Consider the following 26,994-nt stretch of genomic DNA (forward strand, 5'->3'; position numbering starts at 1 on the left):
TCCGGACCAGCACACCTGATTTACAACAAATCCCGTTTTTTCAATTTCTCGATCAATGTCGTTCGTTTGATACCGACCAACTCAGCGGCCTTGTTTTTCACGCCGCCCGCCTGCTCCAGGGCTTCGGTCAATAAATGGCCTTCGATCTTTTCCAGAAATTCCTTGAGCTTCATATTCCTGTCCCGCAGGTCCTTCAAATGAGGCCAGGCGAAACCTGCTGGAACAACAGGCTGAAACGACTCGATCTTTTTCAAAGGGCACTCGCCGATATCTTCAAAAATCTTGTCAGGCAAATCTTCCGGCAAGACCTGGCATCCATCACAAAGGATAGAGAGACGTTCCATGAAATTTTCTAGTTCACGGACATTGCCGGGCCAGGAATAGGACAATAGCATTTCCTGAGCCTTCTTGGAAACATTCAATTTCTTCCGAGCTTTTCTGGCGCACTGGCTGCATAAAAAATGTTCTGCCAGCAATAAGATATCATTCCCCCGTTTCCGCAAGGCCGGCACATGCAGAGGAATAACATTCAACCGATAAAACAAATCTTCGCGAAAACGTCCGGCTTCGACCTCTTTTTCAAGGTCTCGATTTGTCGCGGCCACAACCCGGACATCCACCTTCTTGATAGAGGTGCCGCCAACGCGTTCGATCTCTTTTTCCTGAAGCGCACGGAGAATCTTGACTTGCAGCGAAAGATCCATATCTCCGATCTCGTCAAGAAAAATCGTCCCGCCATCCGCCAACTCAAACCGACCCGGACGAGATCGTATGGCATGGGTAAACGCACCCTTTTCATGGCCAAAGAGTTCGGATTCCAACAATTCCCTCGGGATAGCACCACAATTGATAGGCACAAACGGTCTATTGCGGCGGGCACTATTCTCATGCAAGGCCCTGACAAGCAGTTCCTTGCCTGTGCCTGACTCACCAGTGACCAGCACGGTACTATCTGTGGGGGCAACTTTTCCCAACACCCTGAAAACACTTGCCAGAGCGGGGCTATTGCCGATTATGCCATCCAGATTCAATCCCATCTCTCCTCCAAAATCACATGCCTATTCTTCAAGCAAATTGATCCAATCTGCAATTATTACTTCGATAACACATTTTTACTGTCAACAAACTGACAGTATGTCAACGCATTGCGGAAAATTTGGCAAAAAAAACAGAAAAAACAATGGATTCGATAACGAATAGCACAACAAAAACCACAGCCGCCCCCACTGCAAACAGCAGTCTGCGGGCGAATCCCAGTCGATTTGCAAAAAGCACACCGCCCAAAAAAAAGGGTCGATACGGACAGACATCCGTACCGACCCTCACCAAACAATTCATCTCTTTCTAAAACAACTTTACCCTTCCGATACGCAGTACTGTCGATCTCGGAAAGAAGAACTCATCCAATTACTGTCGTTTGAGAATTTCCTTGGCCGGAATAAGAGCCGTGGCCGCAGCACCGACAATATTACCAGCCACACCAGGGCCATCCCCGGCAACGAACAGTCCTTCAACACTGGTTTCCAAATGTTCACGAGTGTCCACCTGCGTGGCAAAGAACTTGATCTCAGGCGCATACAGCAGGGTTTCATCATTGGACACGCCCGGAACCACGTTATTGAGCTGCTCCAAACCATCCATGAGATTGGTCAAAATTCGTTCCGGCAAGGCCATGGCAATATCGCCCGGAACCACGTTCTTCATGGTCGGTTCAATGTAACCGTTACCTATACGATCCCACGTGGACCGCCGTCCCCGACGCAAATCGCCAAACCGTTGTAAAATGGGCTTACCACCACCAATCAAGGTCGCCAGTCGCCCAATGGATTCGCCATACGCCTGATTGTCCTCGACAGGATCATTCAAGACAACCTTGGATAAAAAGGCGAAATTGGTATTTTCGGACTTCGTATTCATCAGGGCGTGTCCGTTGACACACACGAAATCCTGATAATTTTCCAGCGCCACAAACCCACCATAATTGGTACAGAAGGTCCGGGTCTGGTCATCATATTTATTGGTCCGCACAAAAAATGTCGGATCATAGATCACAGAACACAAATCCTGCATGATCTCGTTGTGGACCTCGACACGCACACCGACTTCGATGCCACGCTGGGACACGTTGATTCCATGGTTCTGCACCACATGGCCGACCCATTCGGCCCCCACGCGCCCCGGAGCCAAAATGACATTGTTGGCTGTGTAGGTCCCCTTACTGGTGACCACGCCGGTGACCCTACCCTTGTCCACAACCACGTCCTTCACATTTTCGGAGGTGTGGAACGTGACACCCTTCTCCCGAAGATAATCGGCCATGACAGCGATATGCCCAGGCAGATTGTCACTTCCCAGATGTTTCTGCTTGATGACGAGCAGGTCAATGCCATGCTTGCGGGCGTCCTTGCGGACATCCTTGGCCTTGTCCATATCTGTGGGGAAAACCTGACCATCCATCCCGAAACGGTTGAAAATGGCTTCGGTTTCCTCAATCAGCGCATGGGCCTCGGTCACGCCCACGAATTGGGTCAGATCAGTCTTGCCAAGCTTGTGAATGAAATTCAGTTTGCCGTCCGAGAACAGCCCGGCTCCCCCCACACCGCACAGGATATTGCAGGGCTGACATTTGATGCACTCCTGATCGCCGGACAGCGGACAATTTCGCTTCAACGACAATTTGCCCTTATCTATAAGTAATACATCCAGGTCGGAATGTTCCGCCAGGTAGTACGCGGCAAAGAGTCCGGCCGGACCTCCACCAACGATAATCACATCATACGCAGTCTTGATTGCCTTGTTCATTGTATCCTCTCTGTATCTCGCAAGTATGGCCCGCACTGGGGCAAACTCTCAAAAAAAGGAGTTCACGCAGACGGGCCATGATCGACCGTATGACAGGAATTGCGACGGTGTCAACCCCTCACGTCCAGAGAAAATAACGACGCTCCCCACCACCAGAAAAGACCGTAGTCACGACAAAAAAAGGGACGCTCAAACCGCTTTGACCTCGGCCGATCATCCCCTATGTTCAGACTCACTTTCAAAAATAAACCGCACGCTATTCGGAGGGGGTACTGTTCACAACGGCAAATGCGGAATGATTGTGAATGGATTCAAAGCTTTCCACTTCGACCGTGTACCAATCGACCTGCGGATGATCGGAAAGGCCTTTTGCCACGGCGCGCACCACGTCTTCCACGAACATCGGATTGTCAAACGACGACTCCGTGACAAATTTTTCATCCTCGCGTTTGAGCAGGGAATAGACCGGACTGGACCCGGCGGATTCACCGATCTCGATGAGATCTTCCAACCACAGAAAACCATGAAACCTGGTTCGGATGCGAATTTCAGCCCGCTGCGAATGCGCTCCCTGATCGGAAATGGCCAAGGAACAGGGACAGACCGTCATGACCGGCACATCCGCACCGAGCGTGAACCGCAATTCGCCGTCCTTGAGATACCCATCCACACGACAGGTATAATCCATCAGGCACGATGCCCCGCTCTTGGGCGAACGCTTGTGTTGAAAATAGGGAAAAACGAAGCGGACATGGGCACTCCTGGCCTGAAGTCGGACCACGACATCTTCGAGCAATGTCCGAAACGAGGTGTAATCGAGATCGCCTGACCAATGTTTCAGGGCCTCGACAAAACGGCTCATATGCGTGCCCTTGAATTCAGCGGGCAAATCCACGGACAGGGAAACATCAGCAACCGTGTGCTGGGTGCCGGATTCCTTATCCCGAACAATTATGGGATGACGCAGGCCCTTGACGCCCACCCGGTCGATGGGCATGGCGATCGTGGCTTGCTGCTTCTGAACATCTTCCATGAAAATACAGCCTCCGGCAGTCCTGTCCCGCCTCGATTGCAGGCAAGGAACTTCGGTTCTAGATCAAGTTCTTTCCAGTGGTGGTCAACGCAAGGTTTCCGTGCTTGACCCCTTTGGTCGAGATCAGTTTTTGTCCCAATGCCTTGATGATATCAGCATCCCCTTTGAGGATAATGACTTCCAGGCAGTTATGGTGATCCAAATGCACATGCAGCGAGGACTGGATGACATCGTGATGGTCATGTTGAATCTCGGTCAACCGTTGAGACAGCCCGGACTTATGATGATCGTAGACCAGAGTCAATGTTCCAGCCAGATCGCCCTCGGCCTGCTCCCACTCCCGCTGTACCAATGTATTGCGAATCAGGTCGCGAATGGCCTCGGACCGGGTCTGATAACTGCGTTCCTCACAATGACTGTCAAACTTACTCAACAGATCCGAATCAAGCGAAACGCCAAATCGTATTGTCTTGCCCATGATTTCCTCCACTCAGGGAATTGTGATTTCCCACAGATTCACTGTTTGATTCTGGCCGCACAGGGCCACTTTTTCCACTGTTATCTTGACAGGGGCGAATCCCTGCGCTCGCAACTCGTCCCAGACCGGGCGGGAGACCGTGCGCACCGGCTCACCGATCCAGATGGAACCACCGGGCTTGAGCGCATGACGAAACAGCTGCATCAACGGTTCGAAAAACCGCTTTTCATACAGAATGTCTCCACCCCACATATACTCGAAGGATGCGGCTGGAAGTGCGGGCTGTCGCCAATCCATGACCATCCATAACGGATGAGGGACACCGTTTAGGTCAGCATTATGGCGGGCAAAACGAACTGCGGGCCACTCGTAATCAAACGCCACCACGTCCGCGCCGACCGAACTGGCGATCATGCCGGTCAATCCCAACCCGCAACCGAGATCAAGGCACTTCCTGCCCCGCAAACGGTCCGTGTTCCGCACGATGTGTCGCCCAAGCAACACGCTCGCTGGCCAGACTTCAGCCCAGTACGGCACCCTGTCGTCGTCGCCGAGATCGGCTTCGTCCATCTGGTCCCAGAGGGCTTCCAGATCAGCGGCCCGGTCGAGAAGCCAGGTCTTTCCCTCCACCTCGACACGCACTTGCGAACCGGGATCAGGGAAGGAAAAGGGGTCATCAACCGGACTCTTTTTGATTTCTTTCGTCATAGGCGAAAAAAGATACGCCCCACTCGTGTTATCGTCAATACAATTCGTAATACCTTCCGTGCCAGTAGCAACCGATTAGTATGACTACATATATATACAGAAAAGCCAGTATAACTTTAATATATTGATTTTTTTCAAAAACGAATCCATTTCAGCCGTCAGGTTTTTGGCGGTTTATTTTTTTTCTCAAATGGCACAAAATAAAACCCACGAAAACGTCATTTTTTTTACAATTTCCAAAAGACAAAACCCATGGTAAGGACAGCCATCTAAAACTACTGCAAAGCCACTTTTTCCAGAAAAGGAGACGATATGATTCCCAAAGATCTTTTGTACGCCAAATCCCATGAATGGGTCATGGTTGAAGGCGAAATTGCAACTGTTGGCATTTCTCACTTTGCCCAGGAACAACTCGGCGACCTGACCTTTGTCGAGCTGCCCGAAGTCGGCGACACCTTTGAAGCCGGTTCCGAAATGGGTTCTGTCGAATCCGTCAAGGCCGCCAGCGAAATTTACGCTCCGGTGACGGGCGAAGTCGTTGAGATCAACACGGCGCTCGAAGACGCTCCCGAAAAAGTCAATGAAGAGCCATACGGCGAAGGCTGGATGCTCAAATTCAAGATAAAAGGCACCCCAGAGGGGTTGCTGGACGCCGAGGCATACACCGAGGTCGTCGAATCCGAAGCCCACTAACGGGAACTTTCAAGGCCGGGGCACACGCTCCGGCCTTCTTCTTTCATCACCACGTATTACATCAGTAGGTACAACTATGCCGTATGTTCCTCATACTGAAGATGAAGTCCGGGAAATGCTCGCCACCATCGGTGTCGATTCCGTGGACGCTCTCTTTGCCGAGATAACGGAAGACATGCGCCCCAAAAGCTTTGATCTGCCCGAGGGGTTGAGCGAGATGGAGGTCCTCTCCAAACTCGAAGCCATGGCCGCCAAAAACGCCACGGACAGGATCAGTTTCCTGGGAGCCGGGTTCTATGACCACTATATCCCGGCGGCAGTCGATGCGCTCACCATGCGCGGAGAATTTTACACGGCCTACACGCCGTATCAGCCCGAAGCGTCCCAAGGCACGCTCCAGGCTATTTTCGAATATCAGACCGCAGTGACCCGCCTGCTCGGCATGACCTATGCCAATGCGTCTGTCTACGACGGCGGAACCGCACTGTACGAAGCCATGATGATGGCCGTTCGCAAGACCAAACGCCGCAAGATCGTGGTCTCCGAAGCACTGAACCCCATTTACCGGGTCATGCTCGATTCCTATACGTCCAACCTCGACGTCAAGTTGGTCACTGTGCCGCACAAGAACGGCATGACCGACATCGAAGGATTGAAAAACGCCATCGACAGCGAAACCGCCGCCCTGTTGGTACAAAACCCGAACTTCTTCGGCTCCATCAACGACTTCACGACGTTGTTTGCCGCAGCCAAGGCCCAGAAGGCCGTGTCGATCATCTCATCATATCCGGTCCTTCAGACTCTGCTGAAAACACCTGGCGACATGGGAGCCGACATCGCAGTGGCCGAAGGGCAATCGCTCGGGCTGCCCTTGTCGTTCGGTGGGCCCTACCTCGGCATCATGACCTGTACCAAAAAGATGGTCCGTCAAATGCCGGGCCGCATGGTTGGCCGGACCAAGGATTCCGAAGGCCGGACCGGCTACGTGTTGACACTCCAGGCTCGCGAACAGCACATCCGTCGTCAGAAAGCGACATCCAATATCTGCTCCAACCAATCACTGTGTGCCTTGCGTGCGCTGGTCCACATGTGCGCACTGGGTGAACAGGGCATGAAACGGGCAGCCAGACTGTCCATCGAACGCGCCCATATCTGTGCCGAAAGACTCACCGCCATCGACGGTGTGGACATGTTGACACAGGGACCGTTCGGCAACGAATTCGCCATCACCCTGCCCACCAACGCCTTTGATGCCATCGCCAAACTCACGGCACGGGGCTACGTGCCCGGATTCCCGCTGGGTCGCTACTATGAAGGGCTGGAAAACGGACTGCTCGTTGCCTGCACCGAAAAAACCAGTGAAGAACATATCGGCATCTTTGCCGAGATGCTCAAGGGAGCACTCAAATGAAAACCATATTCGAAAAATCCGTAGCCGGACGCGAAGGATGCTGGCCCTGCGAAGGTATTGCCGAAGAAGCCTATATTCCCTCCGAATTGCTGCGAGACGGTACCATCGGCCTGCCTTCTGCCAGTGAATTGGATGTGGTGCGTCACTTCACCAAACTGTCCCAGTCCAACTACGGTGTGGACGGCAATTTCTATCCCTTGGGATCATGTACCATGAAGTACAATCCCAAATTCACCGAAATCGTGGCCGGTCTGCCCGGATTCACCCGGCTGCACCCGGTCCTGCCGCAGTTGCAAGGTGCGGGCGGACTCTGTCAGGGCGCGCTCGAAGTCATGTACGAAACCGAACGCCTGCTGGCGGAAATCACCGGCATGGCCGCATACACCATGCATCCCATGGCCGGAGCGCATGGCGAGCTGACCGGGGTCATGCTCATCGCAGCCTACCACCGGGACAAGGGTAACAAGAAAACCAAAATTATCATCCCGGATTCAGCCCACGGGACCAACCCGGCCTCGGCCACCATCGCGGGATATGATATCGTCTCCATCGAATCCAAGGACGGTATTGTTGATCCCGACGCACTGGCCGAAGTGTTGGACGACGAAGTGGCTGGCATGATGATGACGTGCCCCAACACCTTGGGACTCTTTGAAAAACATCTGCCAGAGATCGTCAAGATGCTCCGAAAAGTGGACGCGCTGCTGTATTACGATGGTGCGAACCTGAATGCCATCATGGGCAAAATGCGCGTGGGAGATGTCGGTTTTGACGTGGTTCACTGGAATCTCCACAAAACCATGGCCACCCCGCACGGTGGAGGCGGTCCCGGTTCTGGTCCGGTGGGCGTTTCCGAACGGCTGGTGCCCTACCTGCCCATTTCCCGGGTTGCAAAACAGGAAGACGGCCAATACTTCCTTGATTACAATCACCCGAAATCCATCGGCTACGTCGCCCCGTTCTATGGCAACTTCGGCGTGTACCTGAAGGCATACGCCTACATCCTGCGACTGGGAGGCACTGGTCTGACACGTGCTTCGGAAAACGCGGTGCTGGCTGCCAACTACATGCGCAAGCGCTTAAGCGACCACTTTGAAGTCCCTTACGATCGCATTTGTATGCACGAATTCGTTGCCAGCGCATCGGCTCAAGCCAAGAAAGGCGTACGCGCTCTGGACTTTGCCAAGGGATTGCTCGACAAGGGCCACCACGCCCCGACCATTTACTTCCCGCTCATCGTCCCCGAAGCGATCATGATCGAGCCGACCGAAACCGAAAACAAGGCAACACTCGACCAATTCATTGATGATCTCATCGAGTTGGCGGAGACAGTGGATACCAATCCCGAGGCCCTGACCTCGGCACCGGTCAATCTGCCTGTGACCCGTCTGGACGAAACCACAGCCGCCCGCGCCATGGAGCTGACTGATGATTTATGATCTCGTGGTCCTCGGCTCAGGCCCGGGAGGGTTTGACTGTGCCGTTGAAGCCGCCGGACACGGCCTGTCGGTCGCGCTGGTGGAAAAGGACGTTCTGGGCGGCACCTGCCTTAACCGAGGGTGCATCCCGACCAAGCTTTGGCTCGGAGCAACGTCTGCCATTGATGAACTGCATAACCAGGCCAAGATGAAAGTCGCATCCGGCGAAATCCATGTGGATTTCGCCGCGTTGCAGGGCCGGGTGGGCAAACACCTGACCGGCACCCGCAAAGCCATGGTCATGCAGCTCAAGAAACTTGGTATCGAATACATCGAAGGCACAGGCTCGCTTGCCGGAAAAGGCACACTTTCCATCGCCACTCCCGACGGCGAGCACTCCCTCGAATATAAAAAACTCGTTGTCGCCACCGGGTCCAAACCCATTTTCTTTCCAGGCCTGGAGCCGGACAACGACTGCGTGCTTGATTCCGACATGTTCCTTGCCATGGGAACCATGCCCGAATCACTCATCGTGGTCGGCGCGGGATTCATCGGACTGGAAATGGCGCAGGTCGCCCACCGGTTCGGCGCACAGGTCACGGTGGTGGATGCCATGGACCGTGTGGCCCCGTTGGAGGACCCCGAGGTGTCCAAGGCATTACGTTCCACCTTCAAACGGTGGAAATGGAATATCCTGCTGGAAAAACGCGTGTCCGGTGTCCGCACCGTGGACGGCAAGGCCGTCCTGACACTCGACTCAGGTGAACAGATAACTGCTGACAAGGCACTGGTCGCAGTGGGCCGTGGTCCGGTCACCCAAGGTATCGGCCTTGAAGAAGCGGGTGTCACCCTGAAATTCAACCAGATACAGGTGAACGACCATCTCATGGCCGCACCGGATATCTATGCCATCGGCGATGCCAACGGCATCATGCAGCTCGCCCATGCCGCAACCCATCAGGCCCACTATGTGGCCGCTCTCATTGCGAGAAAAACCGACGCAGCTTACACGTCCGGGCCAGTGCCAAGCGTCTTGTACGGTGCTCCCGAGGCCATGCGTGTCGGCACCATGGAAAACGAAGCGTTTCTCAAGGACAACAGCACCTGCCAGACATCGCGCGCGCAATTGGCCGCCAATCCCATGGCACAGGCCCATGCGGCCACGCAGGGATTCGTCAAAGTGATCTGGTCCGGTGGAAAAATTGTCGGCATTACCGCCGTGGGGCACGATGTGTCCAGACTGGTAACGGCGGCAACCATCATCGTTCAACAGGGCTGGACTGCCGAAGATATCCATTCGATCATCTTCTCCCACCCGTCACTGGACGAAGCCCTCTTCATGGCTCTCAAGGCTGAACGAAAGGATATTCAATGATACTCGACCATTTGGATAACGCCAATACCTATATTGACTTGCACCCGGACTTTGCAGCGGCCTTTGCCCTGTTGCGGCGGACCGATCTGACCTCGCTACCGGAAGGCCGCCATGATCTCAATGACGGCGATTCCTATGCCTGGATCGCCAAAGGTCCCGGCCGCACACCAGATGAAGCCTCCATCGAAACCCATGACCAATTCATCGACATTCAATATGTTGTCGATGGCGTTGATCACATGGGGTGGAAGGCGCGCACGGCCCTCGGCCCTGCAAATGAGGCGTCCGACCCGGACAAGGATCTCGCCTTTTACGATGACGAGCCGACGGTCTGGACCGATGTCACTCCCGGCATGTTCGCCATCTACTTTCCGGGAGATGGACATCTCCCCACAATCTCAGATGGTTTCTTACACAAAATCATTCTCAAAATTAAAATCTAACAACTTGACCACAAAAAAACGGGAAGTCTCCAAAAGAGGCTTCCCGTTTTTTCATCGCAGACAGTATCGACGACCGCTTAATGCAGCGCACGACCTTCCGGTTCAAGCGCAAAAAAAGATTCTTCCTGTCGAGGGATTTCCAACGCCATCAGGGCTTCCACGGTTAAATCCGGCCCGACCCACAATTCACCGGAAAGAGTGAGCCCCCGCACCAACCGCTTGGCATGATCAAGGGCAATGGCCACCTGTTGCACATACAGTTCTTTGGGAAAAACGAACTTCGCATCATGGCTCCATTCCGGTTTGGGTTCACCCGGAGGCCATGCTATGGGGTTCTTGAGCTTCCAAATGACCACGTCGTCGGTATGCGAAACCATCACGCCCTCATCAATTCCCTGACAGGCTGGATTCCCGCAATCACAGGTATAAATGAAAAACTCACCGGCCATCGTGGCCGAAGAAACCAGGTCCACCGGGTCGATATACACCCCGGCATCGTGCAGATACTGCCCATCAACCGACAAATTAAAATCGATATATCCGTCCTCGGGATGCTTTTCATCCAGGGACAATGTCACGGATATCCTGATCTCACTCATATTCGCTTTCCTTAAAAAAAATGCCAGATAGATAATTGAAGGCACGGAAGTAGCACAAACGCCCACACCACTCAATCAAAATCAAATCACCGTCTTCCGGCAAGCTCTTCCTTGACGATCGCGGAATTGTACGCCGCATTGATCGCGTGCTCAGTCAGGGTTCCAGCCAACTGTCTATCCCGCCCCGATATCAACACGGGCACTTGAGAAACCCCTCTATCTGTAATCTTATCCAAGGCCTCCTGCACGGTGTCGTCCATGGTCACGGTCACCAGATCCCGCGTCGCAATGTCATGGGCAATAATCAGATTGAGCAGCCCTTCCTCATTCAGCACCGCTCGAATATCACGAAAAGAAATGATACCAACCAATCGTTTTTCCCCATCAACAACATGGAGATATGGTGCATTTTCCGTCTTGAACGTCCAGATGATCTGCGACAGGGGTGCCGCAGCCGGAATGGTCACGAAATCACGGGTCATGACCTCTTTCACCACAATATGATCGAGCAAATGCCGTTCACGTCCGGCTTCGATATCGATCCCCCGCCGAAGCAATTTGGTCGTATAGATGGACGCCCGGTCAATCATGGAATTCATGACCGTGGCCGTGATACACGTCAGCATGAGCGGCAGGATGATGGAATAATCCGAGGTCATCTCGAAAATAATCAGGATGGCGGTAATGGGGGCATAGGTTGTTCCGGCAACCACTCCACCCATGGCGACCAGCGCATATGCACCGGGCATGGCGGTAGAGGTCGGAAACAGGAAATGCACCACAAAACCGAAGACTCCGCCAGTCATGCAGCCCAGAAACAGTGATGGAGCAAAAATACCGCCAGAGCCGCCAGAGCCGAGGGTCACGGACGAAGCCAGAATTTTCACGAAAATCAGGATAAACAGAATTTGAAATTCCATCTGGTTGACCAGAGCCAAGTTCATGGCCCCATAGCCAACACCAAACACCTGAGGAAAAACGGCCAATATCCCGCCCAACACCGCACCGCCGATGGCGGGCTTGATCCAATCGGGAATGGGGATGGCGTCAAATCCATCCTCAAACCAATAGAGAATCTTGGTAAAGGACAGCCCGACCAGCCCGGACACAATGCCGAGCAACGGATACAACAGATATTCCCACAGGCTGACAATGGAATAGGCCGGGATATCAAAATGCGGAAAATCTCCAAAATAATAGCGGGATATGGCCGTGGCTGTCACCGAAGACAACACCACCGGAGAAAATTGCATCACCCCGAAATCGCCGATGATGATTTCCAAAGCGAACAGGACGCCGGCAATGGGCGCATTGAAGGTCGCGGCAATACCGGCCGCCGCCCCGCACCCGACCATGGTTTTCATATGTACACTGGGTGTCTTGAAAACCTGACCGATGGACGACCCGATCGACGCCCCGATCTGCACCATTGGCCCTTCCCGTCCCACGGACCCGCCAGATCCGATGGTCACGGCTGAGGCGAAAATCTTGGCTGCGGCCACCCTTTTACGAATCCGTCCACCACGAAGGGCAATGGCCTGCATGACCTCGGGGACGCCATGTCCCTTGGCTTCCGCCGCAAAATTGGTGACCACCAATCCCACGACGAGACCACCGACCGCTGGCATGAGTATTTTGATCCATAGCGGCACGGAAGTGGCAAAGGTCATGAAGTCACTGGTATTCTGATAAAACACCCATTGCATGAATTTGAGGACCAATTTGAAAAGAACGGCACCGTACCCGGCAAGCACGCCGATGAGCACGGCCAGAAGCAAATATCTGATGTTCGGTCGCTTCAATTTCTGAAAGAGCGGTTCACCCCGTTCAACGGCCATTGAGTCTCCAGAGTTCACGTTAGCAGGAGATATTGACAAATCATGCACCGTATATACTTCAACTTGATTGAGATATAACCCGACTTGCCTCCAGAGCGCAACGCATAGTCGTAAAACTTGAGTGGAATCCCGAAAAGAGGTACTCAGAGACCTCCCCAATAAACGACATCCCTTCAGGAGAAGATACATGCCCAAATTTGACATTAGCCCCCTGACCCCCCAGCCAGAATTCGACATGATGTATTTCATGGAAGTTGCCGGAGAAACTCGGATCGAAGGAGACATCCTTGAGGACTTCGAAACCTTTTGGGACAAATGGGCTCAGGAAAGCCTCAATGCCTATGAATTGTCCAACTCGGAAGGTGAAGGCAAATTCGTTCTGATCTTTCTCGATGAAGCCGCCGAAGAAACCATTGAAGGCATCTGGCAAGATTCTCCGACCAACGGACTGCTTTTCCACGCCCTGGCCATCACCATGGTCATGAGTTCCGCCCAAAGTCTTGTTCCCGAACTGCAAACCGGAAAATGTGCGCCCCTGCCCCGTCCGGGTGAAGGCATCCTCAGCGCATTCAAGGAACTCGATCTGACCTGGAACGACGAGGGCACGGTCAATCGCAAATACGCAGTGTTGACCCCCTACCCCTATGCGGGCGGTTGCGAAGTCTGTTATATGAGCGACACCTGTCCCAAAAGCACCGTAAAAAGGTAAAATCACATGCAGTTCACGGTCAAAGACGTTCTCAGCATCCAGGTCGCCCCGGCACTCGGCTGTACCGAACCGGTCGCCATTGCGCTTGGCGCGGCCTCAGCCATGTCACTTCTCCCATCACCGACCTTTGACACGCTCGAAGTCGCCGTGGACCCCAATGTCTATAAAAACGGGCTGGCCGTTTCCATTCCCGGAGCCAAAGGGCTATCCGGGCTGGATATGGCGGCCGCCCTTGGCGCAACCGGCGGCGACCCCGCCTTGCGTCTGGAAGTTCTGCAACCCATCAACGACACCTTCGTGGCTGCGGCCCAAAAAGCCATTGCTGACGGCAAGGTCACCATCACGTTACTCAAGGATCAACATGGACTCTTGATTCGAAGCAGAGCAACTTCCGGGACCGATATCGCTGAATCCGTCATTGAAGACTTACACGACAACATCACGTCGTTGACGCTCAACGGTCTGCCGGTTAACAGTCCGCTGATCGAGCACCGGGAAGAAGGTGCCCCCTCTCCTGTCGCCGAAATGGAAGAATGGCTCAAAGGGCTTTCGCTCACTGAGCTGATCGCCCTCACCGACCAATTAGACGACGAGGATTACGCATTTCTTCAAGAAGGTGTGGACGTTAACATGCGGTTGGCTGAACAAGGCTTGAAATACGGTCTTGGTCTGGGTGTCGGCAAAACACTCGAACGCCTCGTCCGTCAGGGGCTTATCAAAAAAGACATGATGTTGGCAGCCCGAATTCTCGCGTCAGCGGCGGCTGATGCGCGCATGTCCGGGGTCTCGCTCCCCGCCATGAGTTCCGCAGGGTCCGGCAATCATGGACTGACCGCCATCCTGCCCATCTGGGCCATCAAGGACTATGTGGATGACGTCGAGACCAAGTCCGTCCTGGAAGCCATCGCCCTCTCTCACATCATCACGGCCTACGTCAAAGCGCATACTGGCAGGCTCTCTGCCATCTGCGGCTGTTCCGTGGCAGCCGGGGCCGGAGCGACCGCCGGTATCACCTTTCTGCTCGGCGGTGACGCCACGCACATTGCCGGGGCCATCAAGAATCTCATGGAAGATCTGGCCGGTATCATTTGCGACGGTGCCAAGACCGGGTGTGCGCTCAAGCTCGCCACGGCTGCGGGCACAGCGGTTCAGGCAGCACTGTTCGCGCTTCAAGGTGTCAACGTCCATCACACCGACGGCATCATCGGTCAATCCCCGGAAGAAACCATGCGCAACGTCGGCACGCTGGCTGTGGACGGCATGATTCAAACAGACAAGACCATTCTGAACATCATGTTGGAAAAACAGTTCAACGAAGTTTGATCCGATCTTCGGTCGTTTTTTGCCGCCGGCGGTCCCTCGCCGGGAGGGCGTCTTCGACGACCAGAGAATCTTTTGAAAAAGTTTCTCTGGACGCTCCAAAACTTTTTGGGTCGCTTCGCGAAAGGGAAGGATGAAGCCCTATTACAGAAAAAAAAGGCAGGACCGTTAATAATAGGCCAAGTCCTGTGGTGGTGTTTTTTCGATAAAAAACGTTTCGATGCGAGATTTGTCATCTCGAGATATTTTAAGGTCAGACACTTGAAGGATGGATGCGGAGCCACCATAGGTTTTGACGGCACGGTCGATAAAATCAGCATCCACAAACGCACCCTGAATGGTAAAACTCTTTCCTCCCCAGGACACGGTCAACGGCAAATTCGGATCGCGTTCTGGTGCCTTGGTCAGCAAATTTCCGGTCTTGACCAACGCTTCACGGACCTGATCCGGAAAAACACCCCCCAGCCGTCCCAAAGTTTCGAGAAAGGCAGGCATGACAGCAAGATAATAATGTGGATCGATTTTGCAGACCACAGATTTCCCGGGCAGATTCAACAGCCACGGTTCATCGGCGAATCCCCGCCCCAAGGTCTGTTGCAGTCGCTCAACAATGACGGTGTACTCTTTCAACGGCATGGTCGCTCCCGGTGTTCACCCTCACATAAAAAAAACGCCCCGGCGTAATCGAGGCGTTCATGAAAACTAATCGAGTCGCTTCTGAAAACGTTGGAGATATCGTGCGTTCAACACTTCATCCATTGTGTTGATAATCGCTTCAACCGTCTGATCATTCCCAATTTGCTTGTGCAACTTGGCCAGCTTCTCGGGAATAATCCGCTCACAAAATTCGCTCCGCCCATAAGTATTGAAATTGACGTGTATCTCTTCATTCACGGCGTAACACGTCACGACCTTGGCACCATAAAAATTCTTGTATGCGGCTTCAAAATCACCGGCCTTTTCAGCGCATTGTCCCTTCAAAAAATAGGCATATGCCAAGTCCATCAATTGTTCAGGATCGGCAATTGTCGCATCCAGATATGGTTGCGCCCCCGCACAATCCCCCTGCTTCACCAGTGCATACCCGTCATCAAGTTCATTTTTCTGCGCCCCACATGCGGCAACCATGAACAGCATGGACACCATCGCCACTGCAAACATGACTTTTTTCATTTCACTTATCCTCACGGTCTTGGATTCGTCTCATCAATACACTATCTAGCGTATCGTGACTGTAAAGTCCAGATACCTATATGGAAATGACCAGTGGAACCACAACAGGATCGCGTCCCAATACCTTGCGGAAAAATCGGCGAAGAGCGGAACGAATACGTTCCTTGAGTTTGGTCGTGTCACCCGGCTGAATGTTTTCATGAACATCAAAAATGATGCATTTCGCATCTTCCAGAAGGTGCATATACTGCTGTTCGAACACAAAGCCCTTACTCATGATATCCGGTCCCATGGAAATTTCGCCAGTGGCTTCGTCCACCACCATGACCACGATAACCATGCCTTCACCAGCCAGCAGTTGCCGTTCCTTGAGCACACTCTGTCCCACGTCACCAACGCCCTTGCCATCGACCAAAATCTTTTCAGCCGAGAAACGGGGAGCAAGGACCAGAGATCCCTCTTCGTCAAATGTTATGGGTTGCCCATTTTCCACGACCAGGGATTTTTCAGCCTCCACCCCACATTCCACGGCCAAACGACGGTGTTTGACCAAATGCCGATATTCACCATGTACCGGGACAAAATATTCCGGCCGCACGGTTTCCAGCATGAGCGTCAACTCCCCGGCATGAGCATGGCCGGAGGCATGAATACCGTACATCTTTTCATAAAGGACTTCGGCCCCCAATCGATACAAATTGTTGATAACCCGATTGATCGCCTTGACATTGCCCGGAATGAAACGGGATGAAAGAATGACCAGGTCATCCGGCTTGACCGTCAGTTGTCGATGCTCACCCATGGCCATCCGAGACAATGCGGCCAACGGCTCTCCCTGTGAACCAGTTACCAAAAGCACCAATTCGGAATCGCCATACTCATCCAGGCAATCCAAATCGATCAGTATACCTTTCGGGAGTTTGAGGTGTCCCTGATCCAATGCCAGCTCAATATTCCGGTGCAAAGATTTGCCCGAGATGCCCACCTTTCGGCCTTCGGCATCCGCCAAATCAAAAACTTCCTGTATCCGCTGAATATGGCTGGAAAAAAGAGAAACAAGAATACGGCCTTTGGCCTTGGAAAAAATTTCACGCAACGACACCTTGATTTCACGCTCGGTCAAGGCAAAACCTTCGGTCTCCACATTGGTAGAATCCGACAACATGAGCAGCACGCCATCCTTGGAAAAATCCCGGAATGCGGCCAAATCCGTGGCGTGTCCACCGAGTGGATTTCGATCGATCTTGAAATCTCCGGTATGGACAATACGTCCGGCCGGGGTCTCGATTCCCAAACCAAAGCCTTCGATAATTGAATGACATACCGGAATGAAATTGAACCTAAAATCGCCCAAAAGCACCCGGTCATACGGTCTGACAGGACGCAGATCGGCCCAACGGTCCAAATCATGTTCCTTGAGTTTATTCTCAACCAGGCCGAGAGTAAATTCAGATCCATAGACAGGCACATCCACATTTTGCAACAACCAGGGTAAAGCCCCGATGTGGTCTTCGTGCCCATGGGTCAGGACAATGCCGTGTAACATGCGTTTGTTCTTGAGCACGTAATCAAAACAGGGAATGACCACGTCCACACCGAAATGGTAATCTTCAGGAAACATAAGACCACAATCCACCATAACCATGGAAGAATGCGTCTTGTACAACATGCAATTCATGCCGATTTCGCCAAGGCCCCCGAGGGGCAAGAGGCTCAGTGTCGGTTCTGTCGAGTCTCCCATCATTTATCCTTGTGCCAGCAGTTCCTTGTAGGCCGAACGCATCATTTCACGCAAATCGTCCTTGAATTTCTCTCGATCCTTGAGCGTATACGCCGATGGGTCGATAATGGGAAGCGCCTTGACTCGAACCACCGGACGGTTGTCAATGATCATCTGTCCCTTTCCCATAACCAGACCAGTGTTGGTCATGACAATAGGCACCACCGGCAAGCCGGACTTCAAGGCGATAATAATACCACCAATCTTGAATTCCATCAGATCTTCAAGCTCGGTATTCCGTGTCCCCTCCGGGAAAATAACCGGAGAGATGCCGTTCTTCGCGGTCTCCACGGCCTCATTCAAGGACTTCATGGCCGCACGACGGTTTTCCCGGTCAACGCAGATATGCCCGGCATGGGCCAACGCTTTCCCATAGATAGGAATCTGAAACAGGCTCTTCTTGGCGACAAATCGAATTCGATTGCCCTTGAGCATATCGAACAAAACGGGAATATCGAGATTTGACTGATGATTACAAATAAAAACATAATGACCTTGAGGATCTACATCACCCATATCCGCTTCAATCGTGATGCCGGATAATTTGACCGCGGCATGGCCCCAGGCCAGCCCCCAACGATCATACTCTTCAGGTGTGGAGTTGACAGGATCAACCGTCAACATCTTCCGGCTATAAAAAACCGTGACTATCCAAAGATTGAGAACAAAAAATATACGTCGAAGCATTCACTTTCCTTATTGTTTAACTCCCCAATGAGTAAACCAATTCGCCCCACGAAACAAGAGAAAGAAAAAGGGCGAAAGGTATCCCTTCCGCCCTGTAAGAATCATTTTTTATCAGACTAATCAGTCTGTTCCGCCTTTTTGTGTGCGGCAATGACCTTTTCCGTTTCCTGCGGAGGGCATTCCTCATAGGATGCGAATTCCATAAAGAACGTTCCCTGACCACCTGTCATGGAATTCAGATCCGGCGCATATTTCAACATCTCGGCCATAGGGACATGGGCCTTGACCTCGGTCAATCCTGCTTGCGAATCTGACCCCAGTACCTTGCCTCGTCTGGAGGACAGGTCACCAATCACATCGCCCATAAAGGAATCAGGCACTGCAACCGTGACGAGCATGACGGGTTCGAGCAAGACCATCTTGGCCTTTTCACAGGCTTTCTTGAAAGCCAGAGACCCTGCCACTTTAAAGGCCATTTCTGAGGAGTCAACGTTATGATAACTCCCGTCATACAATGCCACCTGGAAATCAATGATCGGATATCCGGCCAACACACCGCGAGCAGCCACTTCCTGAACGCCTTTGTCCACCGCGGGGATAAACTGACGCGGAATCGAACCACCAACGATCTTATCTTCAAACTCATAGCCTGCGCCTGAGGGACGGGGGGCGACGTTGATCCAGCAGTCACCGAACTGACCACGACCACCGGACTGTTTTTTATGACGCCCCTGCACTTCCTTGGCCCCGGTCTTGAAGGTCTCGCGATACGGAACCTTGGGTGTCTTCAGAACGATGTCGGCCTTGTACCGACGCCGGGCCTTTTCAACAGAGATTTCAATATGATTCTGGCCCATACCTGACAACAGGATGTCGCTGGATTCTTCATCACGGGCCAAGGTCAAAGTGATGTCTTCCACGAGCAACTTGGAAACCGCCGAATACACCTTGTCTTCATCACCTTTTTCAGCCGGAGCCAAGGCAAAGGTAATCAACTGGGGTGCAATCTCGGGCTTGACCAGCTTGAACTGATCTTTTTCGACCAGCGTATCGCCGGTATGCGTATTCTTGAGCTTGGCCAGCACCGCAATGGAACCGGGTCCCATGGCGTTTTTCACTTGGGTCTGTTCCTTGCCATTCATGACCAGCAGTTGGCCCACCCGCTCTTTTTCATCGTTGGAAGCATTGAGCAGATGCGAATCAGATTTGAGTTCACCGGACAAAACCCGAACCACGGTCAACTGACCGGCAAACGGATCGGCCTGTGTCTTGAAAACAAAACAGGCCAACGGCTCATCAGGAGAGCTGGCCCGTTCACCGTCTTCACCTTCCCACACAGGGTGAGCCAGCGGCCCGGGCAACAGATTCTGTACGGTATCAAGGATCATCTGGCCGCCCTGACAATTCAATGCGGATGCAATGACCACAGGGACAAGCTCACCGGAACTGACACCGGCTTGAAGACCTTTGGTGATGTCCTCGGGAGACAGTTCGCCATCTTCAAAATATTTTTCCATGAGATCTTCATCACTTTCAGCGATGTTCTCGATCATGGTTTCACGCAGCATTTCAACTTCATCAGCGATGTCACCAGGGATATCCCCTTCCGTCACAGCACCGTCTTCGCCAAACATCTGGGCCTTGCCGGACATCATGTCCACCACGCCCTTGAATTCTTCCTTGGAACCAATAGGATAATACAAAAGCACCGGGCGAGCACCCAAAGCCTCAGAAATACCATTGAATGCCATATCGAATTCAGCCCGGTCCCGATCCATCTTGTTAATGACAATCATGGACGGAAGGCCGTTTTCCTGGACTTTTGCCCATATTTTACGAGTCAGGGGCTTGACGCCATCCACGGCGTCGATAACCATGACCACGCCGTCGGCTGCGGTCAGGCTGTAGGACAAATCACCTGCAAAATTGGAGTCACCTGGAGTGTCGATCAGGAAATGGTCATTCTTTTTCCATTTGTAACTGGCAAATCCTGGCTGAATCGAACCGCGCCGCTTGATTTCCTCAGGCTCATAATCGAGAACGGTGTTTCCGTCTTCGACCTTCCCGAGGCGATTTACAACTCCGGCATTGAAAAGCAACATCTCGGCGACGGACGTTTTACCGCTACCGCCGTGACCGACGAGTGCATAAGTTCTTTGAGTTTTCAAATCAGGCATACTTCACTCCACGTACTTTTTTCAGGTTATCCCTATTGTCTCGGGAGCCTTCGACTCCCGCGAGAATCACAGCACTTGGTTTTTGACAGGTTTAGTCCTATAGGAAGACCAACGCGAAATTGTCAAGTTACTCACCATGAACACCAACCGCCTATCCATGAAAAATCATTGAGTTTTTTCAATGGATGCATATGATTTCAACACAAATTAAACGTAATTGCAACCAGTTGCATCATTTAAGACAGAAACTTTCAGGAGCAGGATTTGCATTTATCCAATGAGATATTCACGGTTTCAGCCGACACCTTAGACGCTTCGGGGGCGCATCTGTTCTGGACAGCCAAACCCGAGACATCACTCCTCAATTCCATTGAAGAATTCGGCCAGGCCACACCGATTCTTGTCTGCCAATCCCCTGAGGGTCTGGTACTCATCGCGGGACACGCTCGCCTGACAGCCCTGAGTACACACGGTCTACCAGTACTTGCCCGAATGGTCGAAGATGTCACCGAGATGGACAAAGGATTGCTGTACCTGACAGACAACCTGCATCGTTCACTCGATGACGGAATGCGGCTCAAGGCCCTGGAGTATTTTGCTCCGCTCATGGATGACAAGACCCTCAAAAACGATATTCTCCCCAGATTGGGCATCAAGCCGAAATCCAAGGATGCGCGTCTGTTGCTGGAATGGCTGACCATGGATGCGGACTGGCAGGCCCTCCTGAAAACAGGCCACATACCTTTGGCTCTGGCCACGGTCTTGTCACGCATGACCACCGAAGACAGGGAGGCGATCCATTCTCTATTTACCGGATTTTCATGGTCTCGCTCCAATGCAGTCAACATGGTAAATTGGCTTTTTGAAACCGCAAAAATGCGTGACAAAGCGGTTCAGGACGTCATGCTTGATGCGGGAGTGACCACCATCCTCTCGCAAGGACTTTCCCCCAAAGATGCCATCGCCCGCCTCACCACGGCGGCACGACTCGCCCGCTACCCGGAACTGACCAAACTTCAGGATCGGTTCACGGCCGCAGCCGGAGAAATCACCTCCGGCACCCGTTGGCGCATGAATCAACCCAACAATTTCGAAACAGGCGGTGCCGAACTCACCGTCCAGATCAAAGACGCCGAACAACTCGAACGAGCGGTTGTGGAAATGGCGGATATTGCCAAGGCCTCTGCCTGGGAAAAAGTGTGGAAGCTGGGAAGTGGCAATGACTAAACTCCTCCCCTCCCATCTGCGCAAAATCGGCCATGTCTTTGTGGATGAATCCATGCAGGATTCCCCCATCACCCAACGAGTTCAAGCCACATTGGCTGGCACCGATCAGGAAAACATTCCATGGACGGTAGTCCCACCCGACCAGGATCGCGTGGAATTTGACGAAGGCGACACCCAAGCGTTGTATCTTAAGGAATATAAAGGGAAATTTCTTCGATTCTGTCCCGGAACCAGAGCGTACCACTGCTGTGGTTACCGCATCATTCACATCGGCGAAAACTGCCCCATGGCCTGCTCCTATTGCATTCTGCAAGCGTATTTTCAGGACCGGGTGCTCAAGATATGGGCCAATCAGGACGCGCTCTTCACGGAATTGGGCAATGCCTTTGGTGCCGACCCAAACACCCGCTATCGAGTTGGAACTGGCGAATTCACGGACTCGCTGGCACTGGAACACCTGACCGGCTATTCCCATAATCTCATTGGATTCCTTGAAAAATATGACAACGTGGTGCTGGAACTGAAATCCAAGGTCGTGGACCTCACTTGGATGAATGCCACCTCTCGGACAGACCGGGTGCTTCCAGCCTGGTCGCTCAATGCACCGTTCATCAACGAACACGAGGAATTCGACGTTTCCAGCTTGAAAGAACGGCTCGAAGCGGCCCGAACCTGTGCCGAAGCAGGGTTCAAGGTCTGCCTGCATTTTGACCCGATCATCCACTACCCCGGCTGGCGAGAAGGCTATGCGGAAATCATCGACATGATCTTCGATTATGTTCGTCCTGAAAACATCGCCTACATGTCACTTGGATCGTTCCGCTGTATGCCGCAACTCAATCCGATTATCGCGGACCATTTTCCCGAGACCACCTATATATATAATGAATTCATCCCGGGACTTGATGGAAAGGCGCGCCTGCTCCGCCCACTGCGCGTGGAACAATTTACATTCATGGTTGACCGCCTGCGCAAGCACGGCATGGACAAACAACTGTATTTCTGCATGGAATCCACAGAAGTCTGGAAGCAGGTCTTTGGCTACGCTCCCAAGGATTTCGGTGGACTGGGCAATCGACTGATGGCCCGGGCATTTGGTGAATAGCGTGAACTTTCTCCCAAAGGAACACACACTTTCCTCTTGCCAACCATAATTTAATGGGCTAAATACCCCCGACTTCAAATTCACACATCCCGCCCATAACTCCGGGTGGTCCGTGATGGCACGGACTCCTTTAATGGACTGCGGGATGAACGAAAAACCCAGGAGATTATCATGGCTTATGTTACTATGAAGCAGATGCTGGAAACTGGCGTCCACTTCGGCCACCAGACTCGTCGTTGGAATCCCAAAATGCGTCCGTACATCTTTGGCGCACGCAATGGTATCCATATCATGGACTTGCAGCAGACTGTCAAAATGTTTGCCACCGCCCACGACTTCATCGTTGATACCGTCGCCAAAGGCGGCAAAGTGCTGTTCATCGGCACCAAACGTCAGGCTCAGGAATCCGTCAAGGCGGAAGCTGAACGCGCTGGCATGTTTTTCGTCACTCATCGTTGGATGGGCGGCACACTGACCAACTTCCAGACCATCAAACGGTCCATTGATCGCCTTAAGCACCTCGAGCAGATGTTCGAAGACGGTTCCATTTCCCGCTACACCAAAAAAGAAGCTGTGGGCATGAACCGCGAGGTCAAGAAATTGAACTTGGCTCTGGGTGGTATCAAAGAGCTGAAAGAAGCTCCCCGTGCCGCTTTCGTCATTGATCCCAAACGTGAACAAATCGCCATTCAGGAATGCCGCAAACTTGGTATCCCGGTTGTGGCCGTTGTCGACTCCAATTGCGATCCCGACATGGTTGACTACATCATCCCCGGTAACGACGACGCAATCCGTGCTATCAAGTTGTTTGCCACACACATGGCCGATGCCTGTCTCGAAGGCGCAGCCATGCAGAAAGACTATGCTGCAAAAGCTGAAGCCGAAGCCAAGGCTGCCAAGGCTGCAAAAGCTCCCGAGGCCCCCAAGGAAAACGGCGTCAAAGTCGAAAGAAAGGTAAGCCCGAAGAAAGAAGCCAAAAAAGAAGCACAGGTTGAAGCACCTGCCGAGGCACCTGCTGAAGCCCCTGCCGAGGAGACAAAATAATGGCTATCACTGCTGCACAAGTTAAAGGACTGCGCGACAAGACCGGCGCAGGCATGATGGATTGCAAAAAAGCCCTGGTCGAATCCGGTGGCGATGAAGAAAAAGCAGTCATGTACCTTCGCGAGAAGGGTCTGTCCAAAGCCGCCAAAAAGGCTGGACGCGCCACTTCCGAGGGACTGATTACTCCCTATATCTCCGAAGACGGCAAAACCGCTGTCATCTCCGAACTGCTGTGCGAGACCGACTTCGTTGCCAAAGGTGACGACTTCACGGGCTTTGCAAAAGCACTGTCCGAAAAAATTGCCAATCTGGATGTCACCACCGGCTCCGCAGACGATCTGCCTGCCGACGTGGCCGATGTCACCGACCTCATCGCCAAACTCGGCGAAAACATGGGTGTCGGCCGTTTTGCCAAAATCACCACTGACGGCGTGTTGGGTGTCTACCTGCACTCCAACAACAAACTCGCTGCTGTTGTCGAATTGACCGGCACCGAGGATGTGGACTTGGCCAAAGACATCGCCATGCACGTGGCTGCCATGAACCCCGCCTGCAAGACCTCTGATGAGCTGCCCCAGGATGTCCTGGAAAAAGAAAAGGCACTCTACCTCAAGCAGGCCATGGACGAAGGCAAGCCCGAAAATATTGCCGAAAAGATCGTCACTGGTCGTCTGAACAAGTTCTTCAAGGAAGTCTGTCTCGTTGAGCAGCCTTTCATTAAAGAAGATAAAAAGACCATCAAACAGATCCTTGGTGGCGCCACCGTCGCCAGCTTCCAGCGACTCGCCCTTGGAGAAAAGGCCGAGTAGTTGGTGCTCGAAAAAATCAAAACGGGCCTCACGGCCCGTTTTTTTTGTCTGAAAAACATGCTATCGCCTTTGGGCGAGATGAATTTTATCAACTTTCCATACACGACGAGGTAACAATGGAAACAGCGCGGTACTCGCGAATTCTTCTGAAACTCAGTGGCGAAGCGCTCGCCGGGAATCAGCAATTCGGCATTCAGCCGGAGGCTATCGGTCAATTTGCCAAGGAAATTGCAGAGGTTGCATCCTCCGGAATCCAGATTGCTCTGGTCATCGGCGGAGGAAATATCTTCCGTGGCATGGCTGCCAGCGCCAAAGGTATGGACCGCGCCCAGGGTGATTACATGGGAATGCTTGCCACGATCATGAACGCGCTTGCCGTGCAGGATGCGTTGGAAAAAAACGGATGTGACACTCGTGTCATGACCGCCCTTTCCATGGCTGACGTGGCTGAACCGTACATTCGCAGACGCGCGCTCCGGCATATGGACAAAGGCCGTGTCGTCATCTGCGCTGCCGGAACAGGCAACCCGTATTTCACCACCGATTCCGCAGCGGCCCTGCGCGCACTCGAATTAAAGTGTGACGCAATTTTCAAGGCAACCAAAGTGGACGGCGTGTATGACAAGGACCCCGCCAAATTTGACGACGCGGTCAGATATGAAACAGTCTCGTACATGGAAACCCTGGAAAAACGGCTCGGCGTCATGGACTCCACCGCCATTTCCATGGCACGCGACAACGATCTGCCAATTATTGTCTTCAACTTGCATAAGGAAGGCAACATCCGCAGAGCCGCTCACGGCGAAAACATAGGAACGACTGTCCAAGGAGACTAAAATGCAATCCGTACTCGATGATGGGAAAAAGAGAATGGCAGGGGCCATTGCAGCTCTTGAAAAAGAATTCGGCAAGCTGCGCACCGGACGCGCCACAACCGCTCTGGTAGACGGAATCGTCGTGGATTATTACGGCACTCCGACGCCCATCAACCAGCTTTCATCCGTCTCTGTTCCCGACTCCAAGACCCTCACCATCCAACCCTGGGACAAAGGGGCTTTCGGTGCGGTCGAAAAAGCGATTCAGACATCCGATCTCGGTCTCAACCCGGTCAATGACGGAAAAATCATCCGTATCAGCATTCCGCCCCTGACCGAAGAACGCCGTAAAGATTTGGTTAAAGTCGCCAAAAAGTACACCGAAGACGCCAAGATTGCCCTCCGCAATGTACGTCGAGACATGAACGACATGCTCAAAAAGATGGAAAAAGACAAGGATATCAGTGAAGACGACAAGAAACGTGGTGAATCTGATGTCCAGAAAATGACCGACGATTTCGTCAAGAAATCCGAAGAAGTGCTTGGCCTGAAAGAAAAGGAAATCCTTGAAATTTAACAGGACCACCACTTGAACATCACACATATTCCCGCCCATATAGCCATCATCATGGATGGCAACGGCAGGTGGGCCAAACAGCGCGGACTGAAGAGAACCGACGGACACAAAGCCGGTGCCGAAGCAGTTCGCGCTGTGGTCACACACTGTCGAAAAAAAGGTATCAAGCACCTCACGCTCTACACCTTTTCCAAAGAGAATTGGTCTCGTCCAAAAGATGAAATCAAAAAACTCTTTGAGCTGCTGACCTCATTTTTATCCAAAGAAGAAAAAAGTCTCAAAAAAGAAGGAATCAGACTCAAGATTCTGGGAGAACTTGCGGACCTGCCATTGACGGTTCGCCAGCTCTTGAAACACGTCATGTGGCAGACAAGAAACTGCACGGGCATGACACTCAATCTGGCGCTCAACTATTCGGGAAGAGAAGAAATTCTTCGCGCCACTCGGGCATTGCTGGAAAAAGGAATCGCTCCTGAGGCCGTGACCGAGACCTCGTTTGCCGAAGAGCTTTGGACGACCGGCCAGCCGGACCCCGATCTCATAATCCGCACGAGTGGAGAACTGCGAATTTCAAATTACCTGCTCTTCCAGTGCGCCTATTCGGAATTCTACTTCACGGACACCTATTGGCCCGATTTTACACCGGAAGAACTGGATAAAGCCATCGAAGACCTCAACTCCAGGCAACGACGGTTCGGCAAAACATCCGACCAAATCACCAATCACAACGAAACTGAGACGATTCGATAATTGTTTTGCACGGCGAGTTGCCC

26 protein-coding genes are annotated in these 26,994 nt (G+C 52.6%); 14 read left to right on the forward strand and 12 right to left on the reverse strand.

Translation table 11 applies throughout. The annotated features are described in order from the left end of the window. Positions 1-20: 20 nt before the first annotated feature. The 5 genes from GO013_RS00300 to GO013_RS00320 all read right to left on the reverse strand — a co-directional run bounded on the left by GO013_RS00300 (position 21) and on the right by GO013_RS00320 (position 5,021). Positions 21-1,037, reverse strand: coding sequence for a sigma-54 dependent transcriptional regulator (locus GO013_RS00300; protein WP_163808044.1), 1,017 nt, complete (start codon positions 1,035-1,037; stop codon positions 21-23). A 370-nt stretch (positions 1,038-1,407) separates the two neighbouring features. Next, on the reverse strand, positions 1,408-2,838 hold the full coding sequence (locus GO013_RS00305; protein WP_343219510.1) for an FAD-dependent oxidoreductase: 1,431 nt from the start codon (positions 2,836-2,838) through the stop codon (positions 1,408-1,410). A gap of 220 nt (positions 2,839-3,058) precedes the next feature. Further along, positions 3,059-3,835 (reverse strand): GTP cyclohydrolase FolE2, encoded by a 777-nt coding sequence (gene folE2, locus GO013_RS00310; RefSeq protein ID WP_163808046.1) that lies wholly within the window; start codon positions 3,833-3,835, stop codon positions 3,059-3,061. A 58-nt stretch (positions 3,836-3,893) separates the two neighbouring features. After that, on the reverse strand, positions 3,894-4,313 hold the full coding sequence (gene nikR / locus GO013_RS00315; protein WP_163808047.1) for a nickel-responsive transcriptional regulator NikR: 420 nt from the start codon (positions 4,311-4,313) through the stop codon (positions 3,894-3,896). Between the two features lie 12 nt (positions 4,314-4,325). Beyond that, complete coding sequence (locus tag GO013_RS00320) at positions 4,326-5,021, reverse strand: methyltransferase domain-containing protein (protein ID WP_163808048.1); 696 nt, start codon at positions 5,019-5,021, stop codon at positions 4,326-4,328. 312 nt (positions 5,022-5,333) lie between these two features. On the opposite strand from GO013_RS00320, the gene gcvH reads away from it, so the two are divergent. The 5 genes from gcvH (at position 5,334) to GO013_RS00345 (ending at position 10,361) form a co-directional block, all read left to right on the forward strand. Continuing rightward, complete coding sequence (gcvH, locus tag GO013_RS00325; protein ID WP_163808049.1) at positions 5,334-5,714, forward strand: glycine cleavage system protein GcvH; 381 nt, start codon at positions 5,334-5,336, stop codon at positions 5,712-5,714. 76 nt (positions 5,715-5,790) lie between these two features. Further along, positions 5,791-7,125, forward strand: a complete 1,335-nt coding sequence (gene gcvPA / locus GO013_RS00330) for an aminomethyl-transferring glycine dehydrogenase subunit GcvPA (protein ID WP_163808050.1) — start codon at positions 5,791-5,793, stop codon at positions 7,123-7,125. Beyond that, positions 7,122-8,564: an aminomethyl-transferring glycine dehydrogenase subunit GcvPB gene (gcvPB, locus tag GO013_RS00335; protein WP_163808051.1), complete on the forward strand. Its 1,443-nt coding sequence runs from the start codon at positions 7,122-7,124 to the stop codon at positions 8,562-8,564. Before gcvPA ends, gcvPB begins: the two co-directional genes overlap by 4 nt. Then, a complete protein-coding gene (locus tag GO013_RS00340; protein WP_163808052.1) occupies positions 8,554-9,918 on the forward strand; it encodes an FAD-dependent oxidoreductase in 1,365 nt (454 codons plus the stop codon). Before gcvPB ends, GO013_RS00340 begins: the two co-directional genes overlap by 11 nt. Further along, on the forward strand, positions 9,915-10,361 hold the full coding sequence (locus GO013_RS00345) for a YhcH/YjgK/YiaL family protein (RefSeq protein ID WP_163808053.1): 447 nt from the start codon (positions 9,915-9,917) through the stop codon (positions 10,359-10,361). The genes GO013_RS00340 and GO013_RS00345 overlap by 4 nt, the downstream gene beginning before the upstream one ends. Before the next feature lie 77 nt (positions 10,362-10,438). On the opposite strand, the gene GO013_RS00350 is transcribed toward GO013_RS00345, so the two are convergent. Beyond that, positions 10,439-10,960: a hypothetical protein gene (locus GO013_RS00350; protein ID WP_163808054.1), complete on the reverse strand. Its 522-nt coding sequence runs from the start codon at positions 10,958-10,960 to the stop codon at positions 10,439-10,441. A gap of 86 nt (positions 10,961-11,046) precedes the next feature. Next, positions 11,047-12,798, reverse strand: coding sequence for a chloride channel protein (locus GO013_RS00355; RefSeq protein WP_163808055.1), 1,752 nt, complete (start codon positions 12,796-12,798; stop codon positions 11,047-11,049). Positions 12,799-12,985: 187 nt separating this feature from the next. Between GO013_RS00355 and GO013_RS00360 the strand changes: the two genes are divergently transcribed. Together GO013_RS00360 and GO013_RS00365 are read left to right on the forward strand one after the other, a co-directional pair. Beyond that, entirely contained in the window at positions 12,986-13,507 is a 522-nt protein-coding gene (locus GO013_RS00360; RefSeq protein ID WP_163808056.1) for a hypothetical protein, read from the forward strand. 6 nt (positions 13,508-13,513) lie between these two features. Next, entirely contained in the window at positions 13,514-14,830 is a 1,317-nt protein-coding gene (locus GO013_RS00365; RefSeq protein ID WP_163808057.1) for an L-serine ammonia-lyase, iron-sulfur-dependent, subunit alpha, read from the forward strand. 165 nt (positions 14,831-14,995) lie between these two features. On the opposite strand, the gene GO013_RS00370 is transcribed toward GO013_RS00365, so the two are convergent. The 5 genes from GO013_RS00370 to fusA form a co-directional block, all read right to left on the reverse strand. Further along, positions 14,996-15,463: a hypothetical protein gene (locus GO013_RS00370; protein WP_163808058.1), complete on the reverse strand. Its 468-nt coding sequence runs from the start codon at positions 15,461-15,463 to the stop codon at positions 14,996-14,998. Positions 15,464-15,529: 66 nt separating this feature from the next. Continuing rightward, the gene (locus GO013_RS00375) at positions 15,530-16,000 is read right to left on the reverse strand and encodes a tetratricopeptide repeat protein (RefSeq protein ID WP_163808059.1); all 471 of its coding nucleotides are present in this window, start codon (positions 15,998-16,000) and stop codon (positions 15,530-15,532) included. A 76-nt stretch (positions 16,001-16,076) separates the two neighbouring features. After that, entirely contained in the window at positions 16,077-17,741 is a 1,665-nt protein-coding gene (locus tag GO013_RS00380) for a ribonuclease J (protein WP_163808060.1), read from the reverse strand. 3 nt (positions 17,742-17,744) lie between these two features. Next, positions 17,745-18,467, reverse strand: a complete 723-nt coding sequence (locus GO013_RS00385) for a lysophospholipid acyltransferase family protein (protein WP_163808061.1) — start codon at positions 18,465-18,467, stop codon at positions 17,745-17,747. A gap of 116 nt (positions 18,468-18,583) precedes the next feature. Further along, complete coding sequence (gene fusA / locus GO013_RS00390; protein ID WP_163808062.1) at positions 18,584-20,644, reverse strand: elongation factor G; 2,061 nt, start codon at positions 20,642-20,644, stop codon at positions 18,584-18,586. Positions 20,645-20,908: 264 nt separating this feature from the next. On the opposite strand from fusA, the gene GO013_RS00395 reads away from it, so the two are divergent. From GO013_RS00395 to GO013_RS00425, 7 genes are all read left to right on the forward strand, one after another. Next, positions 20,909-21,871 carry a ParB N-terminal domain-containing protein gene (locus GO013_RS00395; RefSeq protein ID WP_163808063.1) on the forward strand — a complete coding sequence of 321 codons (963 nt, stop codon included), beginning with the start codon at positions 20,909-20,911 and terminating at the stop codon, positions 21,869-21,871. After that, a complete protein-coding gene (locus GO013_RS00400; RefSeq protein ID WP_163808064.1) occupies positions 21,864-22,976 on the forward strand; it encodes a spore photoproduct lyase family protein in 1,113 nt (370 codons plus the stop codon). The genes GO013_RS00395 and GO013_RS00400 overlap by 8 nt, the downstream gene beginning before the upstream one ends. Positions 22,977-23,147: 171 nt before the next feature. Further along, positions 23,148-24,020 (forward strand): 30S ribosomal protein S2, encoded by an 873-nt coding sequence (rpsB, locus tag GO013_RS00405; protein ID WP_163808065.1) that lies wholly within the window; start codon positions 23,148-23,150, stop codon positions 24,018-24,020. Further along, entirely contained in the window at positions 24,020-24,829 is an 810-nt protein-coding gene (gene tsf, locus GO013_RS00410) for a translation elongation factor Ts (RefSeq protein ID WP_163808066.1), read from the forward strand. The genes rpsB and tsf overlap by 1 nt, the downstream gene beginning before the upstream one ends. 116 nt (positions 24,830-24,945) lie before the next feature. Next, positions 24,946-25,665, forward strand: coding sequence for a UMP kinase (gene pyrH / locus GO013_RS00415; RefSeq protein WP_163808067.1), 720 nt, complete (start codon positions 24,946-24,948; stop codon positions 25,663-25,665). Between the two features lies 1 nt (position 25,666). Continuing rightward, entirely contained in the window at positions 25,667-26,221 is a 555-nt protein-coding gene (gene frr / locus GO013_RS00420) for a ribosome recycling factor (protein WP_163808068.1), read from the forward strand. A 12-nt stretch (positions 26,222-26,233) separates the two neighbouring features. Further along, the gene (locus tag GO013_RS00425) at positions 26,234-26,971 is read left to right on the forward strand and encodes an isoprenyl transferase (protein WP_203529284.1); all 738 of its coding nucleotides are present in this window, start codon (positions 26,234-26,236) and stop codon (positions 26,969-26,971) included. Positions 26,972-26,994 lie beyond the last annotated feature (23 nt).

This window comes from Pseudodesulfovibrio sp. JC047, assembly GCF_010468615.1.
Classification (GTDB): domain Bacteria; phylum Desulfobacterota; class Desulfovibrionia; order Desulfovibrionales; family Desulfovibrionaceae; genus Pseudodesulfovibrio.

Excerpts from the sequence above, each read along its gene's own strand:
- GO013_RS00375 (WP_163808059.1), bottom strand. The coding sequence starts at position 16,000 with ATGAAAAAAGTCATGTTTGCAGTGGCGATGGTGTCCATGCTGTTCATG.
- GO013_RS00345 (WP_163808053.1), top strand. The coding sequence starts at position 9,915 with ATGATACTCGACCATTTGGATAACGCCAATACCTATATTGACTTGCAC.
- GO013_RS00370 (WP_163808058.1), bottom strand. The coding sequence starts at position 15,463 with ATGCCGTTGAAAGAGTACACCGTCATTGTTGAGCGACTGCAACAGACC.
- tsf (WP_163808066.1), top strand. The coding sequence starts at position 24,020 with ATGGCTATCACTGCTGCACAAGTTAAAGGACTGCGCGACAAGACCGGC.
- folE2 (WP_163808046.1), bottom strand. The coding sequence starts at position 3,835 with ATGGAAGATGTTCAGAAGCAGCAAGCCACGATCGCCATGCCCATCGAC.
- GO013_RS00400 (WP_163808064.1), top strand. The coding sequence starts at position 21,864 with ATGACTAAACTCCTCCCCTCCCATCTGCGCAAAATCGGCCATGTCTTT.
- GO013_RS00360 (WP_163808056.1), top strand. The coding sequence starts at position 12,986 with ATGCCCAAATTTGACATTAGCCCCCTGACCCCCCAGCCAGAATTCGAC.
- rpsB (WP_163808065.1), top strand. The coding sequence starts at position 23,148 with ATGGCTTATGTTACTATGAAGCAGATGCTGGAAACTGGCGTCCACTTC.
- GO013_RS00355 (WP_163808055.1), bottom strand. The coding sequence starts at position 12,798 with ATGGCCGTTGAACGGGGTGAACCGCTCTTTCAGAAATTGAAGCGACCG.
- gcvH (WP_163808049.1), top strand. The coding sequence starts at position 5,334 with ATGATTCCCAAAGATCTTTTGTACGCCAAATCCCATGAATGGGTCATG.
- GO013_RS00300 (WP_163808044.1), bottom strand. The coding sequence starts at position 1,037 with ATGGGATTGAATCTGGATGGCATAATCGGCAATAGCCCCGCTCTGGCA.
- GO013_RS00340 (WP_163808052.1), top strand. The coding sequence starts at position 8,554 with ATGATTTATGATCTCGTGGTCCTCGGCTCAGGCCCGGGAGGGTTTGAC.
- GO013_RS00380 (WP_163808060.1), bottom strand. The coding sequence starts at position 17,741 with ATGGGAGACTCGACAGAACCGACACTGAGCCTCTTGCCCCTCGGGGGC.
- gcvPA (WP_163808050.1), top strand. The coding sequence starts at position 5,791 with ATGCCGTATGTTCCTCATACTGAAGATGAAGTCCGGGAAATGCTCGCC.
- pyrH (WP_163808067.1), top strand. The coding sequence starts at position 24,946 with ATGGAAACAGCGCGGTACTCGCGAATTCTTCTGAAACTCAGTGGCGAA.
- gcvPB (WP_163808051.1), top strand. The coding sequence starts at position 7,122 with ATGAAAACCATATTCGAAAAATCCGTAGCCGGACGCGAAGGATGCTGG.
- GO013_RS00365 (WP_163808057.1), top strand. The coding sequence starts at position 13,514 with ATGCAGTTCACGGTCAAAGACGTTCTCAGCATCCAGGTCGCCCCGGCA.
- nikR (WP_163808047.1), bottom strand. The coding sequence starts at position 4,313 with ATGGGCAAGACAATACGATTTGGCGTTTCGCTTGATTCGGATCTGTTG.
- GO013_RS00320 (WP_163808048.1), bottom strand. The coding sequence starts at position 5,021 with ATGACGAAAGAAATCAAAAAGAGTCCGGTTGATGACCCCTTTTCCTTC.
- GO013_RS00350 (WP_163808054.1), bottom strand. The coding sequence starts at position 10,960 with ATGAGTGAGATCAGGATATCCGTGACATTGTCCCTGGATGAAAAGCAT.
- fusA (WP_163808062.1), bottom strand. The coding sequence starts at position 20,644 with ATGCCTGATTTGAAAACTCAAAGAACTTATGCACTCGTCGGTCACGGC.
- frr (WP_163808068.1), top strand. The coding sequence starts at position 25,667 with ATGCAATCCGTACTCGATGATGGGAAAAAGAGAATGGCAGGGGCCATT.
- GO013_RS00385 (WP_163808061.1), bottom strand. The coding sequence starts at position 18,467 with ATGCTTCGACGTATATTTTTTGTTCTCAATCTTTGGATAGTCACGGTT.